Raw genomic sequence first — 19,028 nt, 5'->3', positions numbered from 1 at the left:
GCTTCACTCACGAGTGAGTGAAGCGCACCAACTCTGCAAATGTCCGAAATCTTGCGGGTTATCCCTGATCGAACCTGCGCTTCGATCAGGGATAACCCGCTCAGCGAAACGCATTGTGCGAGATACCGACTGCATGAGTGATACCTCCGATCTGTTCGGGAGCGACAAGCCCGCCCAATCCAAGACGAGCACCGACAAGGCTGAGAATACGAAGCGCCCCTCGACCCAGTCGATCGCGGCCGCCTTGAAAGCGGGCCTTGCCCCCAAGCCCGCCGCGGCAAAAGGCGGCGAGGACGGCTATGGCGCTTCCTCCATCCGCGTGCTCGAGGGCATCGAAGCCATTCGCATGCGCCCCGGCATGTATATCGGCTCGACAGGGCCGGAAGGCGACGGCCTGCACCATCTCTTCGCCGAGGTGATCGACAACTCGATGGACGAAGCTGTGGCCGGCCATGCCACCTTCATCGATGTCGAGCTCACCGCCGATGGCTTCGTCTCGATCACCGACAATGGGCGCGGTATCCCGGTCGAGCCCCATCCCCAATTTCCGGACGAGTCGACCCTGCAAGTCGTGATGACCAGGCCGCATTCGGGCGGCAAGTTCAACTCCGACGCCTACCAGACCTCCGGCGGCCTCCACGGCATCGGCGTCACTGCGGTGACCGCCCTGTCGGAGCTCATGGAGGTGGAAGTGGCGCGCGGGCGCGAACTCCACCGCCAGCGTTTTGCCCGCGGCGTGCCGCTCGGCCCGGTCGAGCATATCGGTGCTGCCCCCAATCGCCGCGGCACCCGTGTGCGCTTCAAGCCGGACATCGAGATCTTCAAGCACGGCATCGCCTTCGATCCCATGCGCCTGTTCAAGATGGCGCGCTCCAAGGCCTATCTCTTTCGCGGCGTCGAGATCCGCTGGAAATGCGCGCCGGAACTGCTGGCCGGCCACAGCGACGTACCGGCCGAGGAGAGCTTCAAGTTCCCGCGTGGCCTGGAAGACTATCTGCGCTCGGCCAGCGAGGGCCTCGAACTCGTCACCGAGCAGATGTTCTCCGGCCGCGTGCCCAAGCCGGAGGGACACGGTTCGGTGGAATGGGCCATCGGCTGGTTCGCCGAGGACGAAGGCTATGTCTCCTCCTATTGCAACACCGTGCCCACCCGCGAAGGCGGTACCCATGAGGCGGGCCTGCGCATCGCCCTCTTGCGCGGCCTGAAGGATCATGCCGAGCGGATCGGCAACAAACGCGCCAACCAGCTCACCACCGAAGACGTGATGGCCTGCACGGCCGCCATGCTCTCGGTGTTCATCCGCGAGCCGGAATTCTCGTCCCAGACCAAGGCCAAGCTGGTGACCACGGAAGCCAGCCGCATCGTCGAGCAGGCCTTGAAGGATGCCTTCGACCATTGGCTGGCCTCGATGCCCTCGCAGGCCGCCAAGCTGCTCGACTTCGTGGTCGAAAGGGCCGAGGAGCGCCTGCGCCGCCGGGCCGAGAAGGACGTGGCCCGCAAGACCGCCACGCGCAAGCTGCGCCTGCCCGGCAAGCTCGCGGATTGCTCGAACAATGCCGCGCAAGGCTCTGAATTGTTTATCGTCGAAGGTGATTCCGCCGGCGGCTCCGCCAAGCAGGCGCGTGATCGCGCCAACCAGGCGGTGCTCCCCTTGCGCGGCAAGATCCTCAACGTCGCCAATGCCGGCAAGGACAAGCTCGCCCAGAACCAGCAATTGCAGGATCTGGGGCAGGCGCTCGGCTGCGGCATGGGCACGCAATATCGCGACGATGATCTGCGCTACGAGAAGATCATCATCATGACGGACGCCGACGTCGACGGCGCCCATATCGCTTCGCTCCTGATCACCTTCTTCTGGCGCCAGATGCCGCGCCTGATCGAGCGCGGGCACCTTTATCTCGCCGCCCCGCCGCTTTACCGCCTGACCCAGGGCACCAAATCGCTCTATGCGCGCGACGATGCCCATAAGGACGAGCTGGTGAAATCGGCCTTCAAGCCCAACCAGAAGATCGAGATCGGCCGCTTCAAGGGCCTGGGCGAGATGATGCCGGCTCAGCTGAAGGAAACCACCATGGACCCCAAGAAGCGCACACTTCTCAAGGTCACGGTGATCGACGAGGAACGCGCGGAGACCTCGATTTCCGTCGAACGGCTGATGGGCAACAAGCCTGAAGCCCGTTTTGCCTTCATCCAGGAACAGGCCGCCTTCGCCGGCGAACTGGTCGATATCTGAGATCGAGTGGCATTGGCGTGCTCCCGGCAGGGGAGCACTTCTCCGGGTGCGCGGACGTCCCGTCCGCCTTTCTCTGCAAACAAGGCGTTTCCAGGAGCGGGCGAAACGTCCGCGCACCCGGGCATTCGCCGCATCGAGGCTCAGGTCTCGAAATCGCCGAAGATGTCCTGGAGCCGCGTCAGTCGTTCGACGCGCTCGCTGACCTCGTCGCCCAGCACGACGATGACATTGCTCAGCATCAGGTCGAGCACGGCCGTGATCGTCGCCGCCCCGTCCCAGAGCGGGCCGTGGGACCCCGGCACCACCAGGCAGATGTCGGAAACCTCCGCGCCCCACGGGCAGAACTCGTCGGTGATCAGGACAACCTTCACGCCGGCGCGGCGCGCCTCGACCGCCAGGGGCCGCGCCTTGGAGGCGAAGCGGCGGACGTCGTGCAGGAAGAGCAGCCTGCCGCTCACCGAGCCGTCGAGCAGTTCGGCATAGGTGCCGTTCAGCCCGTCGACGAATTGCACGCGCGGTCGCGTATAGGAGAGCTGGCTGGCGAAATATTGGGCGATGCCCCGCACATTCTGATAGGCGGCGACATAGACCTCGCTCGCGCCGACCAGGGCCTCGATGGTCTGCTGCCATTCTGGCGAGGTCGTCAGCCCGTAGATCTGGCCGAGATTGTCGATCTGCTGCTGGATCAGGCCGGCCAGCAGCTTGCCGCCACGAATGTCCTCGCGCAGCCGGTCGACCGGCCCCTTCACCTGCCAGGCCGGATTGGAGCTGCCGCGCCGCAATTCGCGCTTGAGCTGGTCGAGGCCGTCGAAGCCCATGCGCCGGAGAAAGCGCCCCACCGTCATCGGCGACAGCTCGAGGCGTTCGGCGATCGACTTGGCAGTCTCGAACGGAAGATCGGCGATGTTCCGTTCGAGATAATTGGCGATCAGCTTGTCGGACTTCGACCGCCGCAATGCCTCGTCTTGCAGGAGCTTCAGGATACGCTGCGCCACATCACCTCCCCAGGGCGTGCCGTCGGCCTCACTGGGCCGTCTTGACCTTGGTCCAGACGCGGTCCAGCTGGCGAATGCCGGGGCCGAGATCCTGAAAGATCTGCAACCTCTGCATGGTTTCCTGCGGCGGATTGATCTCCTTGCTATTCTTGATGTTGTCGGGGGTCAATTGCCGGGCCGGCAGATTGGGCGTGCCGTTGGTCTGCTGCGAGACGTTTAGGGCCGCAATCTCGGGCCGGGTGTAGAATTGCAGGAACTTGATGGCGTTCTGCTTGTTCGGCGCCGATTTGAGGACGCAGATATCCTCCTGATACATGGTGGCCCCCTCCTCCGGGATGACGAAGCCGAGATCCTTGGGGTTGCCGAAGACGTCGATCATCGCGCCGATGAAGAAATGCGCCGCGGCGACGTCGCCCGCCCCCACCATGGGGCGTGCGTCATAGGTGAAGGCGGCAACTTGCGGCTTCATGGCGATCACGGTCTCGGCCGCCTGCTGCAGTTCGGCCGGATCGGTCGAGTTGACCTTGTGGCCGTTGAGGATCAGTCCGACCGCGAGCACCTCGCGCATGTCGTCGAGCAGGGTGAATTTCAGGCCCTTCGCCTTCACGGTCGCGAGCAGATCCTTCCAGCCGGTGACATCCTTGCCCAGCACCTTGCGATTATAGAGTATGCCGACCGAACCGAAGGCATAGGGCAGGCAATATTCGCCCTTCGGATCGCTCTTGGCCCTGAGGAAGCTGGGCTCGATATTCTTGAAGCCCTCATAGGTGTCGATATCGGTCTTCTCCAACAGGCCGAGCTTGTCCATGATGTCCTGCATGTGCACCGACGGAAATACGATGTCGTAGCCCGTCGCACCGCCCTGGATCTTGGCGAGCATCTCTTCGTTGGAAGAGTAGGTGGAGAGATTGACCTTGATCTTGGTCTCTTCCTCGAACTTCTTCAGCACTGCCGGATTGATGTATTCGCCCCAATTATAGACGTTGAGCTCCTCCGCCCGGGCGCTGCCCGCCGCCAGCAGCGCCGCCATCGACAGGGCCAGGCCTGCGCACCAGGCGCGCCGCTTCGTCCGGCCTCGAGCGGCCGCATCAATGGTCTTGGTCATCGAAATTCTCCTCTGGTGACTTGCGCCCGGCACGAACCTCCAGGGTCCGATTTTCCTTCGCGCTTTGCAGGCCACGGCTTCTGTCGGCCGTTGACTTCACCCGATAAATGGTATCCAAATATCTTAACATAACAAGAGTTATTTTGATAACATTCGGAGGGAAGACAGATGCAGGACCAGATCGTCCGGCTGGTGGGAGCGGCCAAGGCCTTCCCCACCCCGGAAGGGCGCAGCGTGACGGCACTGGACGCGATCGATCTCGATGTGCGCCGCAATGAGTTCCTGACGCTGCTTGGCCCCTCCGGCTGCGGCAAGACCACCTTGCTCCATGCCATCAGCGGTTTCGTCGAGCTCGATTCGGGACGGATCCTCATCGACGGGGAGGACATGACCGAGCGCCCGCCCTATCGCCGCCCCGTCAATACCGTGTTCCAGAACTACGCCCTCTTCCCGCATATGACGGTGGGCGAGAACACCGGCTATGCCCTCGAAATCGCCGGCGTCGGCAAGGCCGAGCGCCTGCAGCGCGTCACCGCCGCATTGCGCATGGTCGGCCTGGACGGCACCGAAAGCCGGCGGCCGCGCCAGCTATCCGGCGGCCAGCAGCAGCGCGTCGCCCTCGACCGGGCCATCATCGCCCGGCCCAAGCTCGTCCTTCTGGACGAACCCTTGTCGGCGCTCGACAAGAATCTGCGCCAGGCCATGCAGATCGAGCTCAAGACGCTGCAGCACGAGCTCGGCATCTCCTTCATCTTCGTGACCCACGACCAGCAGGAAGCGCTGACCATGTCCGATCGCGTGGCCGTGCTTTCGGGCGGCCGCATCCAGCAGCTCGACACGCCGCGCAACGTCTATGACCACCCCGCCAGCACCTTCGTTGCCACCTTCGTGGGTGCCAGCAACCTGTTCGAGGGCAAGGTCCGGGGTGATGAACTGGTGACGGAAGACGGTACGACGATCCGCCATCGCACGGTGCGGACGCCGGCATCCGGCAACGCCACCGCACTGATCCGCCCCGAGCAGTTCCTCCTGGCTGACAATGACACCAGTCTTCCCGGCCTCGATATCGAGCTCAGGCAGATCGTCTTCGTCGGCTCGTCCTTCGAATTGTTCGGGCATACGGTACAGGGCCGGCCGATCGTGGTCGAAGTGCCCGCCACGCGCCGCGAGGCCGTCGGAGCCATCGAGCAAAGCCGCCGGGCGCGGATCTCCTACGATCCCGGCGCCGTCCACCTCATCGAGCCGAGCGCGAGCGCCTGACATGTCCATCGCCAGCCGCCGCCGCTTCGAACTTTCCCTGCTGCTCGGTCCCGTCAGCGTTTTCCTCGCGCTCTTCTTCCTGGTGCCGCTTGCCATCATGATGGTCACCAGCTTCCTCGCCCCGGGCCTCTATGGCGGGGTGGAATGGAGCTTCTATCCGCATAATTTCGGGCGCATCCTCGGCTTTGCCGATCCGGCCTTCGAGGAATTCGATCCGATCTACATCGCGATCTTCCTGCGCTCCCTGAAGATCGCCGCCTTCACGGTGCTGACCGCCTTGATCGTGTGCTATCCGGCTGCCTTCTGCATCGCCAGCCTGCCGGCGCGCTGGAAGAATTTCTGTCTCTTCCTGATCACCCTGCCCTTCTTCACCAGCCTGATCGTGCGCCTGTTCGTCTGGGTGCTGATCCTGCGCCAGACGGGCCTGGTCAACGAGGCGCTGCTGTCGAGTGGGCTGATCGCCCGCCCGCTCGATCTGATCTACACCGACGGCGCCATCATCTTAGGCATGGTCTATGTCTACATCCCCTTCATGTTCATGCCCGTCTATGCCAGCGTGGAGAAGCTCGACTGGACGCTGGTACGCGCCTCGCTCGATCTCGGCGCCGGGCCGATCCGCACCTTCCTGCGCATCATCCTGCCTTTGACCGCCCCCGGCATCGCCGGCGGCGCCATCATCGTCTTCATCCCGGCGCTCGGCAATTTCGTGGTGCCGGCCATTCTCGGCGGCGCCAAGGTGATGATGCTCGGCAACCTGATCGAGCAGCAATTCCTCTCCGCCCGCAACTGGCCCTTCGGCTCGGCGCTGGCCATGATGGTGATGAGCGTGATGCTCGTGCTGCTGATGGTCTATGTCTTCGCCTCCAGCCGCCGCCCCGCGGCGGCGATCCAGGGAGGCAAGGCATGAAAGCCGTCCGCTTCCTCGCCCGTGGCGGCCTCGTCGCCTATACGGCCCTGTTCTTCGCCTTCATCTATGTGCCTCTCGCGGTCATCGCGGTCTATTCGTTCAACGCCAATCCGGTGAACATGATGACCTGGAGCGGCTTCACCACCGAGTGGTATGCCCAGGTCCTCGGTTTCAAGACCGCGATCTCGGAGAGCGCCCTTTATATCGAATCGACCGACCAGCTCCTGCGCGCCGTCAGGAACAGCCTCGTCATCGCCGGGGCGACCACGGCGATCGCCACCATCTTCGGCACGGCGCTCGCCATCGCCCTGCACCGCTATGCCTTCTTCGGTGCCCGCTTCTATCGAGCCTCGCTATTCATGCCCATGCTGATGCCGGACATCGTGCTCGGCATTGCCCTCTTGATCTTCTTCGTCAATGCCGGCATCGAGCTCGGGCTGAAGACGATCATCATCGGCCAGTGCACCTTCCTGATCTCCTATGTCTTCATCGTCGTCTCGGCCCGGCTCGCCGGCATGGATCGCACGCTGGAGCATGCTTCGGCCGATCTCGGCGCCAATGAATGGACGACCTTCCGCAAGGTGGTGTTTCCGCAGCTGCTGCCCGGCATCGTCGGGGGGGCGTTGCTCGCCTTTATCATCTCGATGGACGATCTGGTGATCACCTATTTCATCGCCGGCGTCGACGTCACCACCTTGCCGATGTTCATCTTCGCCATGCTTCGCCGCGGCATCAAACCGGAGATCAACGCGATCGCCGTGATGATGCTCGCCTTCTCCTTCGTGGTCGCCTCGCTCGGCCTCTACCTCCGTTCCCGCCAGAATTGACCAGCATGACACAAGCCAATCCTCCCGGGCGCAAGCCCCGCGCCCGCGACCTCGGCCTGCCTTTCTCCGGCAGGACGGGGGCACACAATGCCATCACCGATGTCGAAGGCGTGGCCGTCGGCTTCACCACGATCCTGGAAGACAGTCCCCGCCCCGGCTGCAAGCGGCCTTTGCGCACCGGCGTCACCGCCATCCTGCCGCATGCATCCTCACCGACGCCGATTCCTGTTTACGCCGGCGTGCACCGCTTCAACGGCAATGGCGAGATGACCGGCACGCATTGGATCGAGGATGGCGGCAGCTTCATCGGGCCAGTCGTGATCAGCAACACCCACGCCATCGGCATGGCGCATCACGCCACGGTGAAATGGATGCTCGAGCGCTATGCCTCCACCTATGACACCGACGATTTCCTCTGGATCATGCCCGTCATCGCCGAGACCTATGACGGGGTGTTGAACGATATCAACGCCCTTGCCGTGTCCGAAGCCGATGTCCGCGCCGCCCTGGACAGCGCCGCCGGCGGCCCGGTCCGCGAAGGCAATTGCGGCGGCGGCACCGGCATGATCACCTATGGCTTCAAGGGCGGCACCGGCACGGCCTCACGCATCGTCGACTATGACGGCACCGCCTACACCATCGGCACGCTGGTGCAGGCCAATCACGGCCAGCGCGATTGGCTGACCATTCGCGGTGTGCCGGTGGGCGAGCATCTTCGCGACGGCACGCCGCAGAGCCAGATGCAGGAGCGCGGCTCGATCATCGTCATCATCGCCACCGACCTGCCGCTTGCCCCGCACCAGCTCCAGCGCCTGGCACGCCGGGCTGCCATCGGGATCGGCCGTAACGGCACGCCCGGCGGCAACAATTCCGGCGACATATTCCTGGCATTCTCCACCGCCAACGCCAGACCCATGCTGCACCGTGCCCCGTCGCGTTTCGGCATCGAGATCCTTAACGACGAACGGCTCGATCCGGCCTATCTCGCCGTGGTCGACAGCGTCGAGGAGGCCGTGGTCAACGCCATGCTCGCCGCAGAGGATGCCGGCGGCACGCCCTATGATCGTTTCCTGATCAAGGCCCTGCCGCACCCGCCCCTGATGGAGCTGATGCGGCGCTATGGTCGGGTGGCGTGAGGGCTTGCACTTTCAGCGCAAGGGCAACCGCTTGTAGCGACCCGGCTCCTCCGGGTCGTGATGCTGGCTGTAAGGCCCCTCCTCCAGGAACAGCCTGTGACAGAAGGCGAGCTTGTCCCTCGACAGGGTGACGCCGAGACCGGGCCCCTCCGGCACGGCGACGAGATTGTCGACCGGCGCGAAGACGCCTTCCTCCACCACATCGTAAGGCTGCATGCGGAACAGCGACTGGCTGGGCTCGCGCAGATGGGAGAAGGCCGCGCTCAGATGCAGATAGACGGCACTGCCGATGCCGGTATTGGCGCTGTAGCACCAGAAATCGATGCCCATCGCCTCGCAGGCGCCGATGAAGCGCACCGTGCGGCCGATGCCGCCATGCACGTTGACGTCGGTGACGATGGCATCGGGCACGCCGAGCGCCACCGCCTTCTGGATATCGACATTGTGCCCGGAAAACGGAATGGCGGTGTGCCGGCGCAGGCTCGCCATCTCCTCGAAGGTGGCGCAGGGCTCCTCCCAGTTGCGGATGTCGAGATCCTCGATGCGGCTGGCGATGCGTTTGGCCTCCGTCACCGAATAGGCCATGTTGGAATCGATGCGGATGATCGCATCGGGTCCGAGCTGCCGGCGCATCAGCCTGAGCGCCTCGATGCTCGGCTCGGGATCGCGGGTGCAGAGCTTGCCCTCGAAGATGGTGGTGCCGAACCGCTCCTTCAGGCCAACGCAATAGTCCGCCACGGCCTCCGGCGTGAGTTCGCCGCCCTTGCCGTTTCTGGCCTGGCGAAAGCCGAAATAGTCGGCGAAGGCGATCTTCTTGCGCACGGCCCCGCCGAGCAGATCGTAGAGCGGGCGGCCCGCCGCCTTGCCCTTGATGTCCCACAGCGCCGTCTCGATGGCGGCGAAGGCCCGGATCGAGGCGAAGTCGACATTGGAGGTCACGCCGCGCCAACTCGGCAGGCTGGCGAGTTCGGCGCCGGCGACGTCATGGGCATCGCGGCCGATCAGGGCCGGCGTCATCCGCTCGACGATGGCGCAGGCCTGCCAGGAGGCGGCTTCGCCGAGCCCGGTGATGCCTTCGTCCGTCTCTACCTCGACGACGCAGCGCGAGGATCCCGGCAGCCAGCCGAAGGACCACCAATACGGCGCCTCGATCGGCAGGTTGATCGGCGTGGCGCGAATGGCGGTGATCTTCATGGGATGGGGGATCCTGGCGGGGTGGGAGAGGTAAGCTGTGGCGGGGATGAGGAGGATTGGCAAGTACCCTGGGAGCGCGGACTTCCAGTCCGCTCTTGGAAACGCCGCCTTATCAGAAGAAAGAGGCGGACAGGATGTCCGCGCTCCAATCTCACTCCAATCGGCGCCGGAACAGCCAGCTGGCCGCCGCCAGCGAAACGGCCGCGATGACTGCCATCGGCCAAGTGTTGGCGAGCACGGCGTCGAAAGGCAGGTCGCGCAGGAACACGCCCTTCACGATCACCAGGAAATAGCGCAGCGGGTTGATCACCGTGATCGGCTGCAACCAGGCCGGCATGTTCTCGATCGGCGTGGCGAAGCCCGAGAGCAGCATGGCCGGTACCAGGAAGAGGAAGGCCCCGAGAATGGCCTGCTGCTGGGTGGTCGACAGGGCCGAGATGAACAGGCCGATGCCAGCCACGGCGAGGAGATAGAAGACCGCGCTGCCGTAGAGCAGCAGCAAGGAGCCGCGCAGCGGCACCCCGAAGATCAGGACGGCGGCCACGATGTAGACGGTCAGATGGAAGGTGCCGATCAGCATGGGCGGCAGCACCTTGCCCAACAGGATTTCGTGCGTGCGAAGAGGCGAGACCATGAGCTGGTCGAAAGTGCCGAGTTCCCGCTCGCGCGCGATCGACAAGGCCGTGACGATCAGCCCGATCAGGAGCGCGATGGCCGCCACCAGATTGGGCACCATGAACCATTGGAAGATCAGGTTCGAGTTGAACCAGTTGCGCGCGACCACGTCGATGGCCCGCCCTCCGGCCGCTTTGCCGAGGGCGGTATCGGCGCCGAGGCCGGCGGCGATCTGGTTGAGATAGCCCGCCACGATCTGGGAGGCATTGGACTTGCGGCCATCCAGGACAAGGCCGAGATCGGCCGGCCGGCGCGCCTCGATGTCGCGCGAGAAGGTCGGGCCGATCTCGATGGCGGCGATGACCTCCTGCCTGTCGATGGCGGTGCGCAGTTCTCCCGGATCCTGCGTGCGGCGGACGGAACGGAAGGTGGGCGAGCCTTCGACGCGCCGGATGAGCTCCTGGCTCCAGGCGCCATTGTCGCGGTTGAGCACGAGAACATCGACATTCTTCACCTCCAGCGTGGCGGCGAAGGAAAACACCAGGAGCTGGAGGATGGGCGGCACCACCAGAATGATGCGGCTCTTGGGATCGCGCAGGATCCCCAGCAACTCCTTGATGATCAGGGCCTTAAGGCGAATCCAGGCCATCTCAGCCGATCCTCTTGCGGGTGCTGCGGGCCGCTGCCAGGAAGAAGACGAAGCCGATGAACAGCATCACCGCGATGGCCTTGAGGAACATCGGCCAGATGTCGCCGGCCAGGAACACCGATTGCAGGCTGGGAATCAGATAGCGCACGGGCAGGATCAAGGTGATCCACTGGATTACCTGAGGCATCGAATTGATCTCGAACAGGAAGCCCGACAGCAGGAAGGCCGGCAGGAAGGCCGAGATCAAGGCGAGCTGCGAAGCCAGGAACTGGTTCTTGGTGGCGGCCGAGATCAGGAGCCCCTGCCCCAGTGCCGGGATGAGGAAACTGGCCGACAAGGCATAGAGCGCCAGCAGTGAGCCCCGGAACGGCACGCCGAACAGGAGGACTGCCACCAGCACGCACAGGGTCATCGAAGTCAGGCCGAGCAGAAAATAGGGTATGAGCTTGCCGGCCAGCAATTCAGCGGCGCTGACGGGGGTCGCCATCATCGCCTCCATGGTGCCGCGCTCCCATTCGCGGGCCACCACCAGCGAGGTCAGCAGCGTGCCGATCAGCGCCATGACGATGGCGATGGAGCCGGGAACCAGGAAGTTTCGGCTGGTCAGCTCGGGGTTGAACCAGAAGCGCTGTTCCACCTCGATCGCCGGCCGGCCGACGCCGCGCTCTCCGCCCCGGATCGCTGCCCAGCTGGCGATGACGCCGCGGGCATAGTTCTGCACGAAATTCGCATTGTTCGGATCGGAGCCGTCAACGAGGACCTGGATCGCTGGCCCGGTGGCGGAGGCGAAATCGGCGGCAAAAGTCGAGGGAATGACGATGATGCCCTTGATCCGGCCGAGGATCAGCGCCTCCTCGAAGTCGCGCCGGTCATGCCCCTGCTCGACCTCGAAATAGCCGGAGGCCTGGAAACTCGCGGCAATGTCACGGGTCAAAGGCGACGGATCCTCGACAACCAGTCCCACCCGGGTGCGGGTGGCGTCGAGCGACACGCCATAGCCGAAGAGGAAGAGCAGAATCAGGGGCAGCACGAAGGCGATCAGGATGGAGCTGGGATCGCGGACGATCTGATAGCTTTCCTTGCGAACCAGGGCGGCGAAGCGCAGCAGCCGGGCGGAGCGGTCCGCCGCGACGGATGGCTGCGCGGTTTCCCCCGCCGCCGTAGAGCGCCCTGGTCCGTGCTCGCTCATGCCACCTTGACCTCCGAACCCTTGGCCTCCGAACCCTGCACGAGCGCGACGAAGGCATCCTCCATGGTCGGATCGGGATTGGCGGCATCGGCCACCCGTGCCTTGAGCTCGTCAGGCGACCCCAACGCAATCGAGCGCCCGCGATAGATCAGCGAAATCCGGTCGCAATATTCGGCCTCGTCCATGAAATGGGTGGTGACCAGCACGGTCACGCCCTTCTCGACCAGCGCGTTGATATGGGTCCAGAATTCGCGCCGCGTGATCGGATCGACACCTGATGTCGGCTCGTCGAGGAAAAGCGCTTCGGGCTCGTGCATGACGGCGCAGGCCAGCGCCAGGCGCTGCTTGAGGCCGAGCGGCAGATCCTTGGCGGACATGCTCCGGCGCCCTCCGAAATCGAAGATCTCGGTCATCAGTTCGATGCGCTCGCGTTTGCGCGCGCCGGTCAGGCCATAGACGCCGGCAAAGAAGGCGAGATTCTGCGCCACGCTGAGATCGCCATAGAGCGAGAATTTCTGGGCCATGTAGCCCAGGCGATTGCGGGCCTCGGCCGAGTCGCGCCTGAGGTCGAAGCCGGCGACGCGCCCCTCGCCGCCGGTGGGCTTGAGCAAGCCGCACAGCATCTTGAAGGTGGTGGACTTGCCGGCACCGTTCGGTCCCAGGAGCCCGAAGATCTGGCCGCGTGGGATCTCGAAGGAAATGTCCTGCGCGGCGGCGAAATCGCCGAAATGCTTGGTCAGGCCGCGCGCCTCGATCACGGGCCTGCCCTCCTCGGTAGGAAGTGCCTGGGTCGCCTCGGCCAGCCGCGAGCGTCCGCCGGGGCCGCCGCCGAGCAGGTCGACGAAGGCATCCTCGAAGCGCGGCTGTATCGGCTGCGGCTTTGCGCGGGCACCCGCGGCGCGCGCCGCCTCCTCGGCAAGGCCTGCCTCCTGCCCGGTCACCAGCCGGATGGCCTGCCCCTGAATGACGCCGTCGACGACCCCCGGCACAGCGAGCGCCCGCGACAGCGCCGGACGGCGGCGGCCCTCGATATCGCCGAGACGGAACACCCGGCCTTCGACCTTGCCGGTAAGTTCGGAAGGCACGCCGGTAAACAGCAGCTTGCCCCGATTCAGCAAGAGCACGCGGTCGCAGGCCTGGGCTTCGTCGAGATAGGCGGTGGACCAGACGACGCCGATGCCCTCATGGGTCAGGTCCTCCACCATCTTCCACAGGTCCCGCCGCGAAATCGGATCAACACCGACACCGGGCTCGTCGAGCAACAGCAGGCGCGGCTTCTTGAGCAGCGCGCAGGCCAGGCCAAGCTTTTGCTTCATGCCGCCGGACAGCCGTCCCGCCAGGCGCGTGGTGAAGGCGGCCAGATCGGTGAAGGTCAGGAGTTCATCGAAGGTGGCGGCGCGTTCCGTTTTCGGCAGCCCGCGCAGATCGGCGTAGAGATCGAGATTCTCCTGCACCGAGAGGTCCTCATAGAGACCGAAGCGCTGGGGCATGTAGCCGATCGCCGCCTGGATCGAAGCCGCGTCGCGGGCGGTGTCGAAGCCGAGCACCCGCAGGCTTCCCTGATCGGGCAGCATCAGGCCGGTCATCAGGCGGATCAGCGTGGTCTTGCCGGCACCGTCGGGGCCGACCAGCCCGGTGATCTCACCCGGCCGGATCGTGGCCTCGATGCCGTCGAGAGCCTGGATCGCCTCGCCGAAATGCTTGCTGACACCGGAAATCTGGACGACCGCATCGGTCATGCGCGTTGCCTTTCAGGGCTTGCCGCCATCCACCGCTGCTCCATCGGACAGGCGTACCGTCACCGGCATGCCCTGCAGGAGCGCGCTGTCGGGCTCGTCGACCACGATGCGCAGGCGATAGACCAGATCGGTGCGCAGTTCCGGCGTCTCCACCGTCTTCGGCGTGAACTCGGCAACCGGCGAGATGAAGCCGACGCGGCCCTTGTAGCGCTTGGCCGGATCGGTATCCGAGCGCACCTCCACCATTGTGCCGGTATGGACACGTCCAAGATCGGTTTCAGCGATGAAGGCCCGGACCCAGACCGGCTTGGCAAGCGACAGCACGAAAGCGATGTCGTTGGGGGCAAAGATCGCGCCCTTCTCGTGGACGCGCGAAAGGATGACACCATCGGCTGGAGCGACCAGGGTGGCATCGCCAACGGTCGTCCGGGCCGAAGCGAGATTGGCCTCGGCCGCCTCCAGGCTGGCCTTGGCGGCGGCGATGTCCTCCGAGCGCGTGCCCTGCTCCAGCAGGGTCAGGGCTTCCCTGGCCGCGTTGACCCGGGCCCGCGCCGCGTCGCGGGCGGCGACCGCCTGGTCGAGCCCGCCCTGGGATACGGTGCCGCTCGGCCGAAGCTGGAAGGACCGGGTGTAGCTTTGTTCGGCATTGATGAGATCGGCCTGGCGTTCGGCGAGTACGGCCTTGGCCTGTGCGATCTCGGCGGCGCGGGGACCGGCCTCCAGCTTGGCGAGCGTGGCGCGCTGGCTGGCCGCCTGGGCCTGCGCCACCTCGACCAAGTCCTGATACGGCCTGACGTCCAGGCGAGCGAGCGTATCGCCGGCCTTCACGCTATCGCCCTCGTCCACCAGCGTCTCGGCAAGCCTGCCGCTGACGCGAAAACCGAGCTGCACCTGGCGGATGTCGACATTGCCATAGAGCACCAGTTCCTTCCCGGTGCGTTCGACCCAGCCCATGCGCTGGGGCAGATCGAACCACCAGCCGGCGAACCCGGCACCGGCGATTGCGAGCAGGACGACGGGAATGGCAGCTTTCTTCATGAGCGGCCTCCTTCCGCAACCAGCGCGGCAACGAGTTCGCCGGCATGGCGCCGTACGGTTTCGACCTCGTCGGCGCCGATGGTGTCCCAGGCGAGATGGCGTTTCACGGCCGCATGTGCGACGCGGAAGACCATCAGGCCGCCGAGCAGGGAAAGGGTGCGCAGCCTGACATGGCGGGAAGTCCCCTCCTCGCCGAGGATGAGGCCCACCAGCAGGCTCGCGGCCTCGAGCATGGGCTTCATCACCTGTGCAAAGATACGCTCGAAAGCCTCCGTCGGTTCCATCTGCTCGCGAATGAGGAAACGCGCCAGCGGCTCGGATATCGGTCCGATGAACAGGGTCGCCATGGTTTGGGTCAACTCGGTCAGGAAGGCCTGGGCTTCCTGCCGGTCGATGGCGCCTCGCCCGCTCGCGGCTTCGGCAAGGCGAGCCCGGATACGCCCGCCCAAACCGCCGACATGGGATGAAATCAGGTTGGCAATATGGTCCGCGGTGGCGACGTAGAGCCCTTCCTTGGAGCCGAAATAATAGGTGATCGCCTGCAGATTGACGCCGGCGGCATCCGCCAGCATGCGGGTCGAAGCACCGTCGAAGCCATAGCGACCGAACACGCCGATCGACGCATCGAGCAGCTTCTCACGGGTTGCATCGCCTCGGCCGTTCGAGGCCGGAGGGGGCGATTGTTTCTTGGCCATGACGCAACCCATAGACGAAATTTACATTCCAGTCAATCGATTGAATTATACCGCCGGAACAAGGCAATCACGCTGACGGGCTGGCCAGGTCAAGTCTGGCGTAGGCCAGCCACACCGAGGTCCCAGGGTATTGCTGGCGACATTTTCCTTGAAACATTTCCACGGGGATGGACATTGGCAACCCAAGGCGAAACGAAGCAGGCCAGATGACGCAACTCGACGAATATGCGCAGGGTGACGGCACCAAGAAATCGAACCGGCAAGCCGAACTGCTGCGGTTGCTCGAGCGCAGCCATTACCTCTCGATCGAGGAAATCGCCGAACGTTTTGCCGTGACGACGCAAACCGCCCGTCGCGACATCGTCGCGCTGGAAGCCACCGGCCAGGTGCGCCGCCTGCATGGCGGGGCCACGATCGCCACACCGGTGGATGCCGTCACCCGCCGCCAGCGGCGCATCGAAAACGCCTCGCAGAAGGCCCGGGTGGCAGCTCTCGTCGCCCAGGTCATTCCGGACGGGGCCGCCGTCTTCATGGACACCGGAACGACCTGCGAAGCGGTCGCCTATGCGCTGCTGCAGCGGCGAGACCTGCGGATCGTCACCTATAGCCTGCGGGTGGCCACCATCTTCAGCGAGAATTCCAGTTTCGCCCTGGCGATTCCCGGCGGCTCCGTGCGGCCGGTGGATGGTGGCGTTTTCCGGGAGGATACGGCCGACTATATCCGCCGCTTCAAGTTCGACTTTGCCGTGATCTCGGTCAGCGGCATCGACCAGGCCGGCGACATCTGCGACGACGACCTGGCCGAGGTCTCGGCCGTTACCGCCGCCCTGGCGCAGACCGAGCGCACCATCCTGGCCGTGGACAGCACGAAATTCGGCAAGCGTGCGCTGGTCAGGCTCGGCTCTCTCGAGGATGTCGACATCCTGGTCAGCGACGACATTCCCGCCCCCTTTCGCGACAGGGTGCACCGAAGCGGCGTGGAAACCCGTGTCGCCGTCGCGGACGCGCAGGAAGCCCCTCTCGAATTGTAGCGGTCAGCGTCGCCTCGCAGCCCATGACCGCGACGTGACGGCGGCGCTGATGCCGTGGCTTTGAACATCGACACGGCGGCGCCGGAAGAGGCATCACCCGTCTCGGCGATGCCAAGCTGCCGTACCGAGCGCATGAGCACCACCAATTCTGGTTGTTTTGGTCCGGGACTTGCATCAGACCAGCTTGGCATCGATGGCCAGCCACACGAGATGGGCATCGTTGCGGGCACCGAGCTTGGTCTTGATCTGATAATGGTAATTGCGAACCGTCTTGAGGCTGAGATGCATGGATGTGCTGATCGCCTCGGCCGACCAGCCCGATGCGATCAGGCGCAGAATCTCGGTCTCGCGCGGGCTGAGCTCGGCCAGCGGCGATGAGGCATGGGTAAGGCGCTCGGCCGCGATCTCGCGCGCCACGTCATTGCTCATCGCCCGTTCGCCCTTGGCCACCAGGGCAACGGAATTGACGAGCTCGGCGGCATCGCTGCCCTTGGTGACATAGCCGGCGGCCCCCGCCTCGAACGCCTTGAGGGCGAAAGCGGCCCCGCTGTGCATGGTAAAGATGAGAACCCGGGCGGCATGATCCCATTGGCGGATATGGCGCAAGGCTTCGATGCCGCTGAGGCCCGGCAGGGAAAGATCCATCACCACCACGTCGGGCTTGGCTTTCCGGTAGGCCTCATAGGCCGAAACGGCATCGCCGGCTTCGGCCACCACGCGATAGCCGGGCACCTTTTCGAGCAGCCGCCGATACCCCTCCCTGACGACGGGATGGTCATCGACCAGCAGGATGCTGAGATCGCTCATGCCGGGACAGGCTGGGCCGGGCCGCGCATCCGATTGGCGCGATCCGCAAGCAACGGAATGATTGCAGCGATGCGAACGCCGTGTCGCGCCTGGCCGATGGAAAGGCTTCCGCCCAGTGCCGTCACCCGTTCCCGCATGCCGAGAATTCCATGCCCGGCCTCCATGGTCAGCCGTAGCGGATTGCCGCCGCCGTCATCCTCGACGCTGAGCTCGACAGCGCCCCCCTCCTGCAGGCCTGTTCGCTTGACGAACAGGCGGATATCGCGCGGCTTGCCGTGGCGCGCGGCATTGGTCAGGCATTCCTGTGCAATGCGATAGATGCTGAGGGCGATGGCGTGCGGAAGGCCGGTGAGATTGCCGGCGATATCAAGGTGGAATCGGGCGCGCGTGGTGTTGCCGACATTCCAGCCAGCCACGAGTTGGGCCAGACTGGCCTCCAGGCCCAGTTCCTCGAGCTCCTGCGAACGCAACCGTTGCAGGGTGCCGCGCAAGGTCGCATTCATCCGCCGGGTCACTTCGGCGATGGATCGAGCGTCCTTGGCAATCTCCGGCCGGTCCTCGGCCTCCAATTCGATGGCGCCGGCAAGGGCATTGACGGCCGCCAGACACTGGCCGAATTCGTCATGGAGATCGCGCGCCAGCGTGCGTCGTTCCTCCTCCTGCACCTGGAACAGGCGGTTGGTGAGGGCGACGCGCTGGGCCGTGGTCTCGGCCAAACGGCAGGTGAGATCGTTCAAGGCGCCGGCGATGCGATCGAATTCCGCCGTCCGGTAGCCGGGCAGACGATAGCCGTAATCCCCGCGTTCGAGGCGGCGCAGGCCGGCGACGATGGCACGCGCCGGCAGAAGGGACTGGCCGATAAAAAGCCCGGCGAGTACGCCGATGGCGACCGCCAGCAGGCCCGCCACGCTGAGCACGATGGTGATGCGGTCCCAGGCCAGCCGCACGGCGGCACCGTGGTCGGGCACGGCCTCGATCGTGCCGGCCTGACGCTGGCGGTCACTGAGGGGGCGCTCGACGGCCTGGTTGGGCCCGAACAGCCAATCATAGGACGTTTCGAACCAGGCCGGCGCGGGACGGCCGATCGTCTCGAGCTGGCTGCACAGGCGCCGGGGCGCTTCCTGGCCGAGCGTGACGGTTATGCATATGCCCGGCGAAATCACCTTCATCGTCACGATGGTGTTCCAATCGGGCAAGGGCAGGATGAGGTTGCGCGAAAGTCCGCCGCGCCAGAGCAGCTCGCGCCAATAGAGAGCTTCCAGCGCTTTGGAGACCCGCTCGGCCGAGGCGCGTGTCTCCGTTTCGGTGGCATGGCGCGTATCGTGCAAGACCCAGCCGATGGCACAGGCGAGGCAGAGAACGATGGCGGCTGCGAGCCGCAAAACCAGATGACCGAAGAGGTTCATGGCCCACTCTTGCTGGATCGACCCCCTCGAATAGTGAGCATGGCCCACAGGGCTGGCAAGCACAAAGGCTGCGAGACGACGCCCGGAAGCCAATGTCGGGCAAAATGCCCAAATGAGATCGGGACATCTACCCAGGCTGCCGGCTTTCACCGTTGCTAGCCTGGAACATGATCCATCGATCCATAGCAACCGTCAGCAAGTC

16 protein-coding genes are annotated in these 19,028 nt (G+C 64.8%); 6 read left to right on the top strand and 10 right to left on the bottom strand.

Translation table 11 applies throughout. From position 1 onward, the window contains the following. Positions 1-133 precede the first annotated feature (133 nt). Positions 134-2,233 carry a DNA topoisomerase IV subunit B gene (gene parE, locus ABXS05_RS00185; RefSeq protein ID WP_367622506.1) on the top strand — a complete coding sequence of 700 codons (2,100 nt, stop codon included), beginning with the start codon at positions 134-136 and terminating at the stop codon, positions 2,231-2,233. A 140-nt stretch (positions 2,234-2,373) separates the two neighbouring features. Here the strand turns inward: parE and ABXS05_RS00180 are convergent, their stop codons facing one another. Together ABXS05_RS00180 and ABXS05_RS00175 are read right to left on the bottom strand one after the other, a co-directional pair. Beyond that, the gene (locus tag ABXS05_RS00180) at positions 2,374-3,228 is read right to left on the bottom strand and encodes a MurR/RpiR family transcriptional regulator (RefSeq protein WP_367622505.1); all 855 of its coding nucleotides are present in this window, start codon (positions 3,226-3,228) and stop codon (positions 2,374-2,376) included. A 28-nt stretch (positions 3,229-3,256) separates the two neighbouring features. Further along, complete coding sequence (locus tag ABXS05_RS00175) at positions 3,257-4,333, bottom strand: polyamine ABC transporter substrate-binding protein (RefSeq protein ID WP_367622504.1); 1,077 nt, start codon at positions 4,331-4,333, stop codon at positions 3,257-3,259. A 168-nt stretch (positions 4,334-4,501) separates the two neighbouring features. Here ABXS05_RS00175 and ABXS05_RS00170 point away from each other — a divergent pair, with 168 nt between their 5' ends. The 4 genes from ABXS05_RS00170 to ABXS05_RS00155 are packed head-to-tail and all read left to right on the top strand — an operon-like array spanning position 4,502 to position 8,463. After that, complete coding sequence (locus ABXS05_RS00170; RefSeq protein ID WP_367622503.1) at positions 4,502-5,593, top strand: ABC transporter ATP-binding protein; 1,092 nt, start codon at positions 4,502-4,504, stop codon at positions 5,591-5,593. 1 nt (position 5,594) lies between these two features. Further along, a complete protein-coding gene (locus ABXS05_RS00165; RefSeq protein WP_367622502.1) occupies positions 5,595-6,500 on the top strand; it encodes an ABC transporter permease in 906 nt (301 codons plus the stop codon). After that, positions 6,497-7,327 (top strand): ABC transporter permease, encoded by an 831-nt coding sequence (locus ABXS05_RS00160; protein WP_367622501.1) that lies wholly within the window; start codon positions 6,497-6,499, stop codon positions 7,325-7,327. The genes ABXS05_RS00165 and ABXS05_RS00160 overlap by 4 nt, the downstream gene beginning before the upstream one ends. Before the next feature lie 5 nt (positions 7,328-7,332). Beyond that, on the top strand, positions 7,333-8,463 hold the full coding sequence (locus ABXS05_RS00155; protein ID WP_367622500.1) for a DmpA family aminopeptidase: 1,131 nt from the start codon (positions 7,333-7,335) through the stop codon (positions 8,461-8,463). 12 nt (positions 8,464-8,475) lie between these two features. Here the strand turns inward: ABXS05_RS00155 and ABXS05_RS00150 are convergent, their stop codons facing one another. The 6 genes from ABXS05_RS00150 to ABXS05_RS00125 form a co-directional block, all read right to left on the bottom strand. Further along, positions 8,476-9,657, bottom strand: a complete 1,182-nt coding sequence (locus ABXS05_RS00150; RefSeq protein WP_367622499.1) for a mandelate racemase/muconate lactonizing enzyme family protein — start codon at positions 9,655-9,657, stop codon at positions 8,476-8,478. A 151-nt stretch (positions 9,658-9,808) separates the two neighbouring features. Beyond that, positions 9,809-10,921, bottom strand: a complete 1,113-nt coding sequence (locus ABXS05_RS00145; RefSeq protein WP_367622498.1) for an ABC transporter permease — start codon at positions 10,919-10,921, stop codon at positions 9,809-9,811. A 1-nt stretch (position 10,922) separates the two neighbouring features. Then, positions 10,923-12,110 carry an ABC transporter permease gene (locus tag ABXS05_RS00140; protein WP_311938939.1) on the bottom strand — a complete coding sequence of 396 codons (1,188 nt, stop codon included), beginning with the start codon at positions 12,108-12,110 and terminating at the stop codon, positions 10,923-10,925. Next, a complete protein-coding gene (locus ABXS05_RS00135; protein WP_367622497.1) occupies positions 12,107-13,849 on the bottom strand; it encodes an ATP-binding cassette domain-containing protein in 1,743 nt (580 codons plus the stop codon). The genes ABXS05_RS00140 and ABXS05_RS00135 overlap by 4 nt, the downstream gene beginning before the upstream one ends. Before the next feature lie 12 nt (positions 13,850-13,861). Beyond that, positions 13,862-14,887 carry a secretion protein HlyD gene (hlyD, locus tag ABXS05_RS00130; protein WP_367622496.1) on the bottom strand — a complete coding sequence of 342 codons (1,026 nt, stop codon included), beginning with the start codon at positions 14,885-14,887 and terminating at the stop codon, positions 13,862-13,864. Next, positions 14,884-15,582 carry a CerR family C-terminal domain-containing protein gene (locus tag ABXS05_RS00125; protein ID WP_367622495.1) on the bottom strand — a complete coding sequence of 233 codons (699 nt, stop codon included), beginning with the start codon at positions 15,580-15,582 and terminating at the stop codon, positions 14,884-14,886. The genes hlyD and ABXS05_RS00125 overlap by 4 nt, the downstream gene beginning before the upstream one ends. Positions 15,583-15,788: 206 nt before the next feature. Here ABXS05_RS00125 and ABXS05_RS00120 point away from each other — a divergent pair, with 206 nt between their 5' ends. Then, the gene (locus ABXS05_RS00120; RefSeq protein ID WP_311938931.1) at positions 15,789-16,613 is read left to right on the top strand and encodes a DeoR/GlpR family DNA-binding transcription regulator; all 825 of its coding nucleotides are present in this window, start codon (positions 15,789-15,791) and stop codon (positions 16,611-16,613) included. Positions 16,614-16,787: 174 nt separating this feature from the next. Here ABXS05_RS00120 and ABXS05_RS00115 read toward each other — a convergent pair whose 3' ends face one another. Together ABXS05_RS00115 and ABXS05_RS00110 are read right to left on the bottom strand one after the other, a co-directional pair. Then, positions 16,788-17,420 (bottom strand): response regulator, encoded by a 633-nt coding sequence (locus ABXS05_RS00115; RefSeq protein WP_367622494.1) that lies wholly within the window; start codon positions 17,418-17,420, stop codon positions 16,788-16,790. Next, entirely contained in the window at positions 17,417-18,826 is a 1,410-nt protein-coding gene (locus ABXS05_RS00110) for a histidine kinase (protein WP_068295515.1), read from the bottom strand. Before ABXS05_RS00110 ends, ABXS05_RS00115 begins: the two co-directional genes overlap by 4 nt. Between the last annotated feature and the right edge of the window lie 202 nt (positions 18,827-19,028).

Source organism: Labrys neptuniae, from assembly GCF_040797145.1.
GTDB lineage: Bacteria > Pseudomonadota > Alphaproteobacteria > Rhizobiales > Labraceae > Labrys > Labrys neptuniae.
This window is presented reverse-complemented; position numbering and strand designations above follow the sequence as displayed.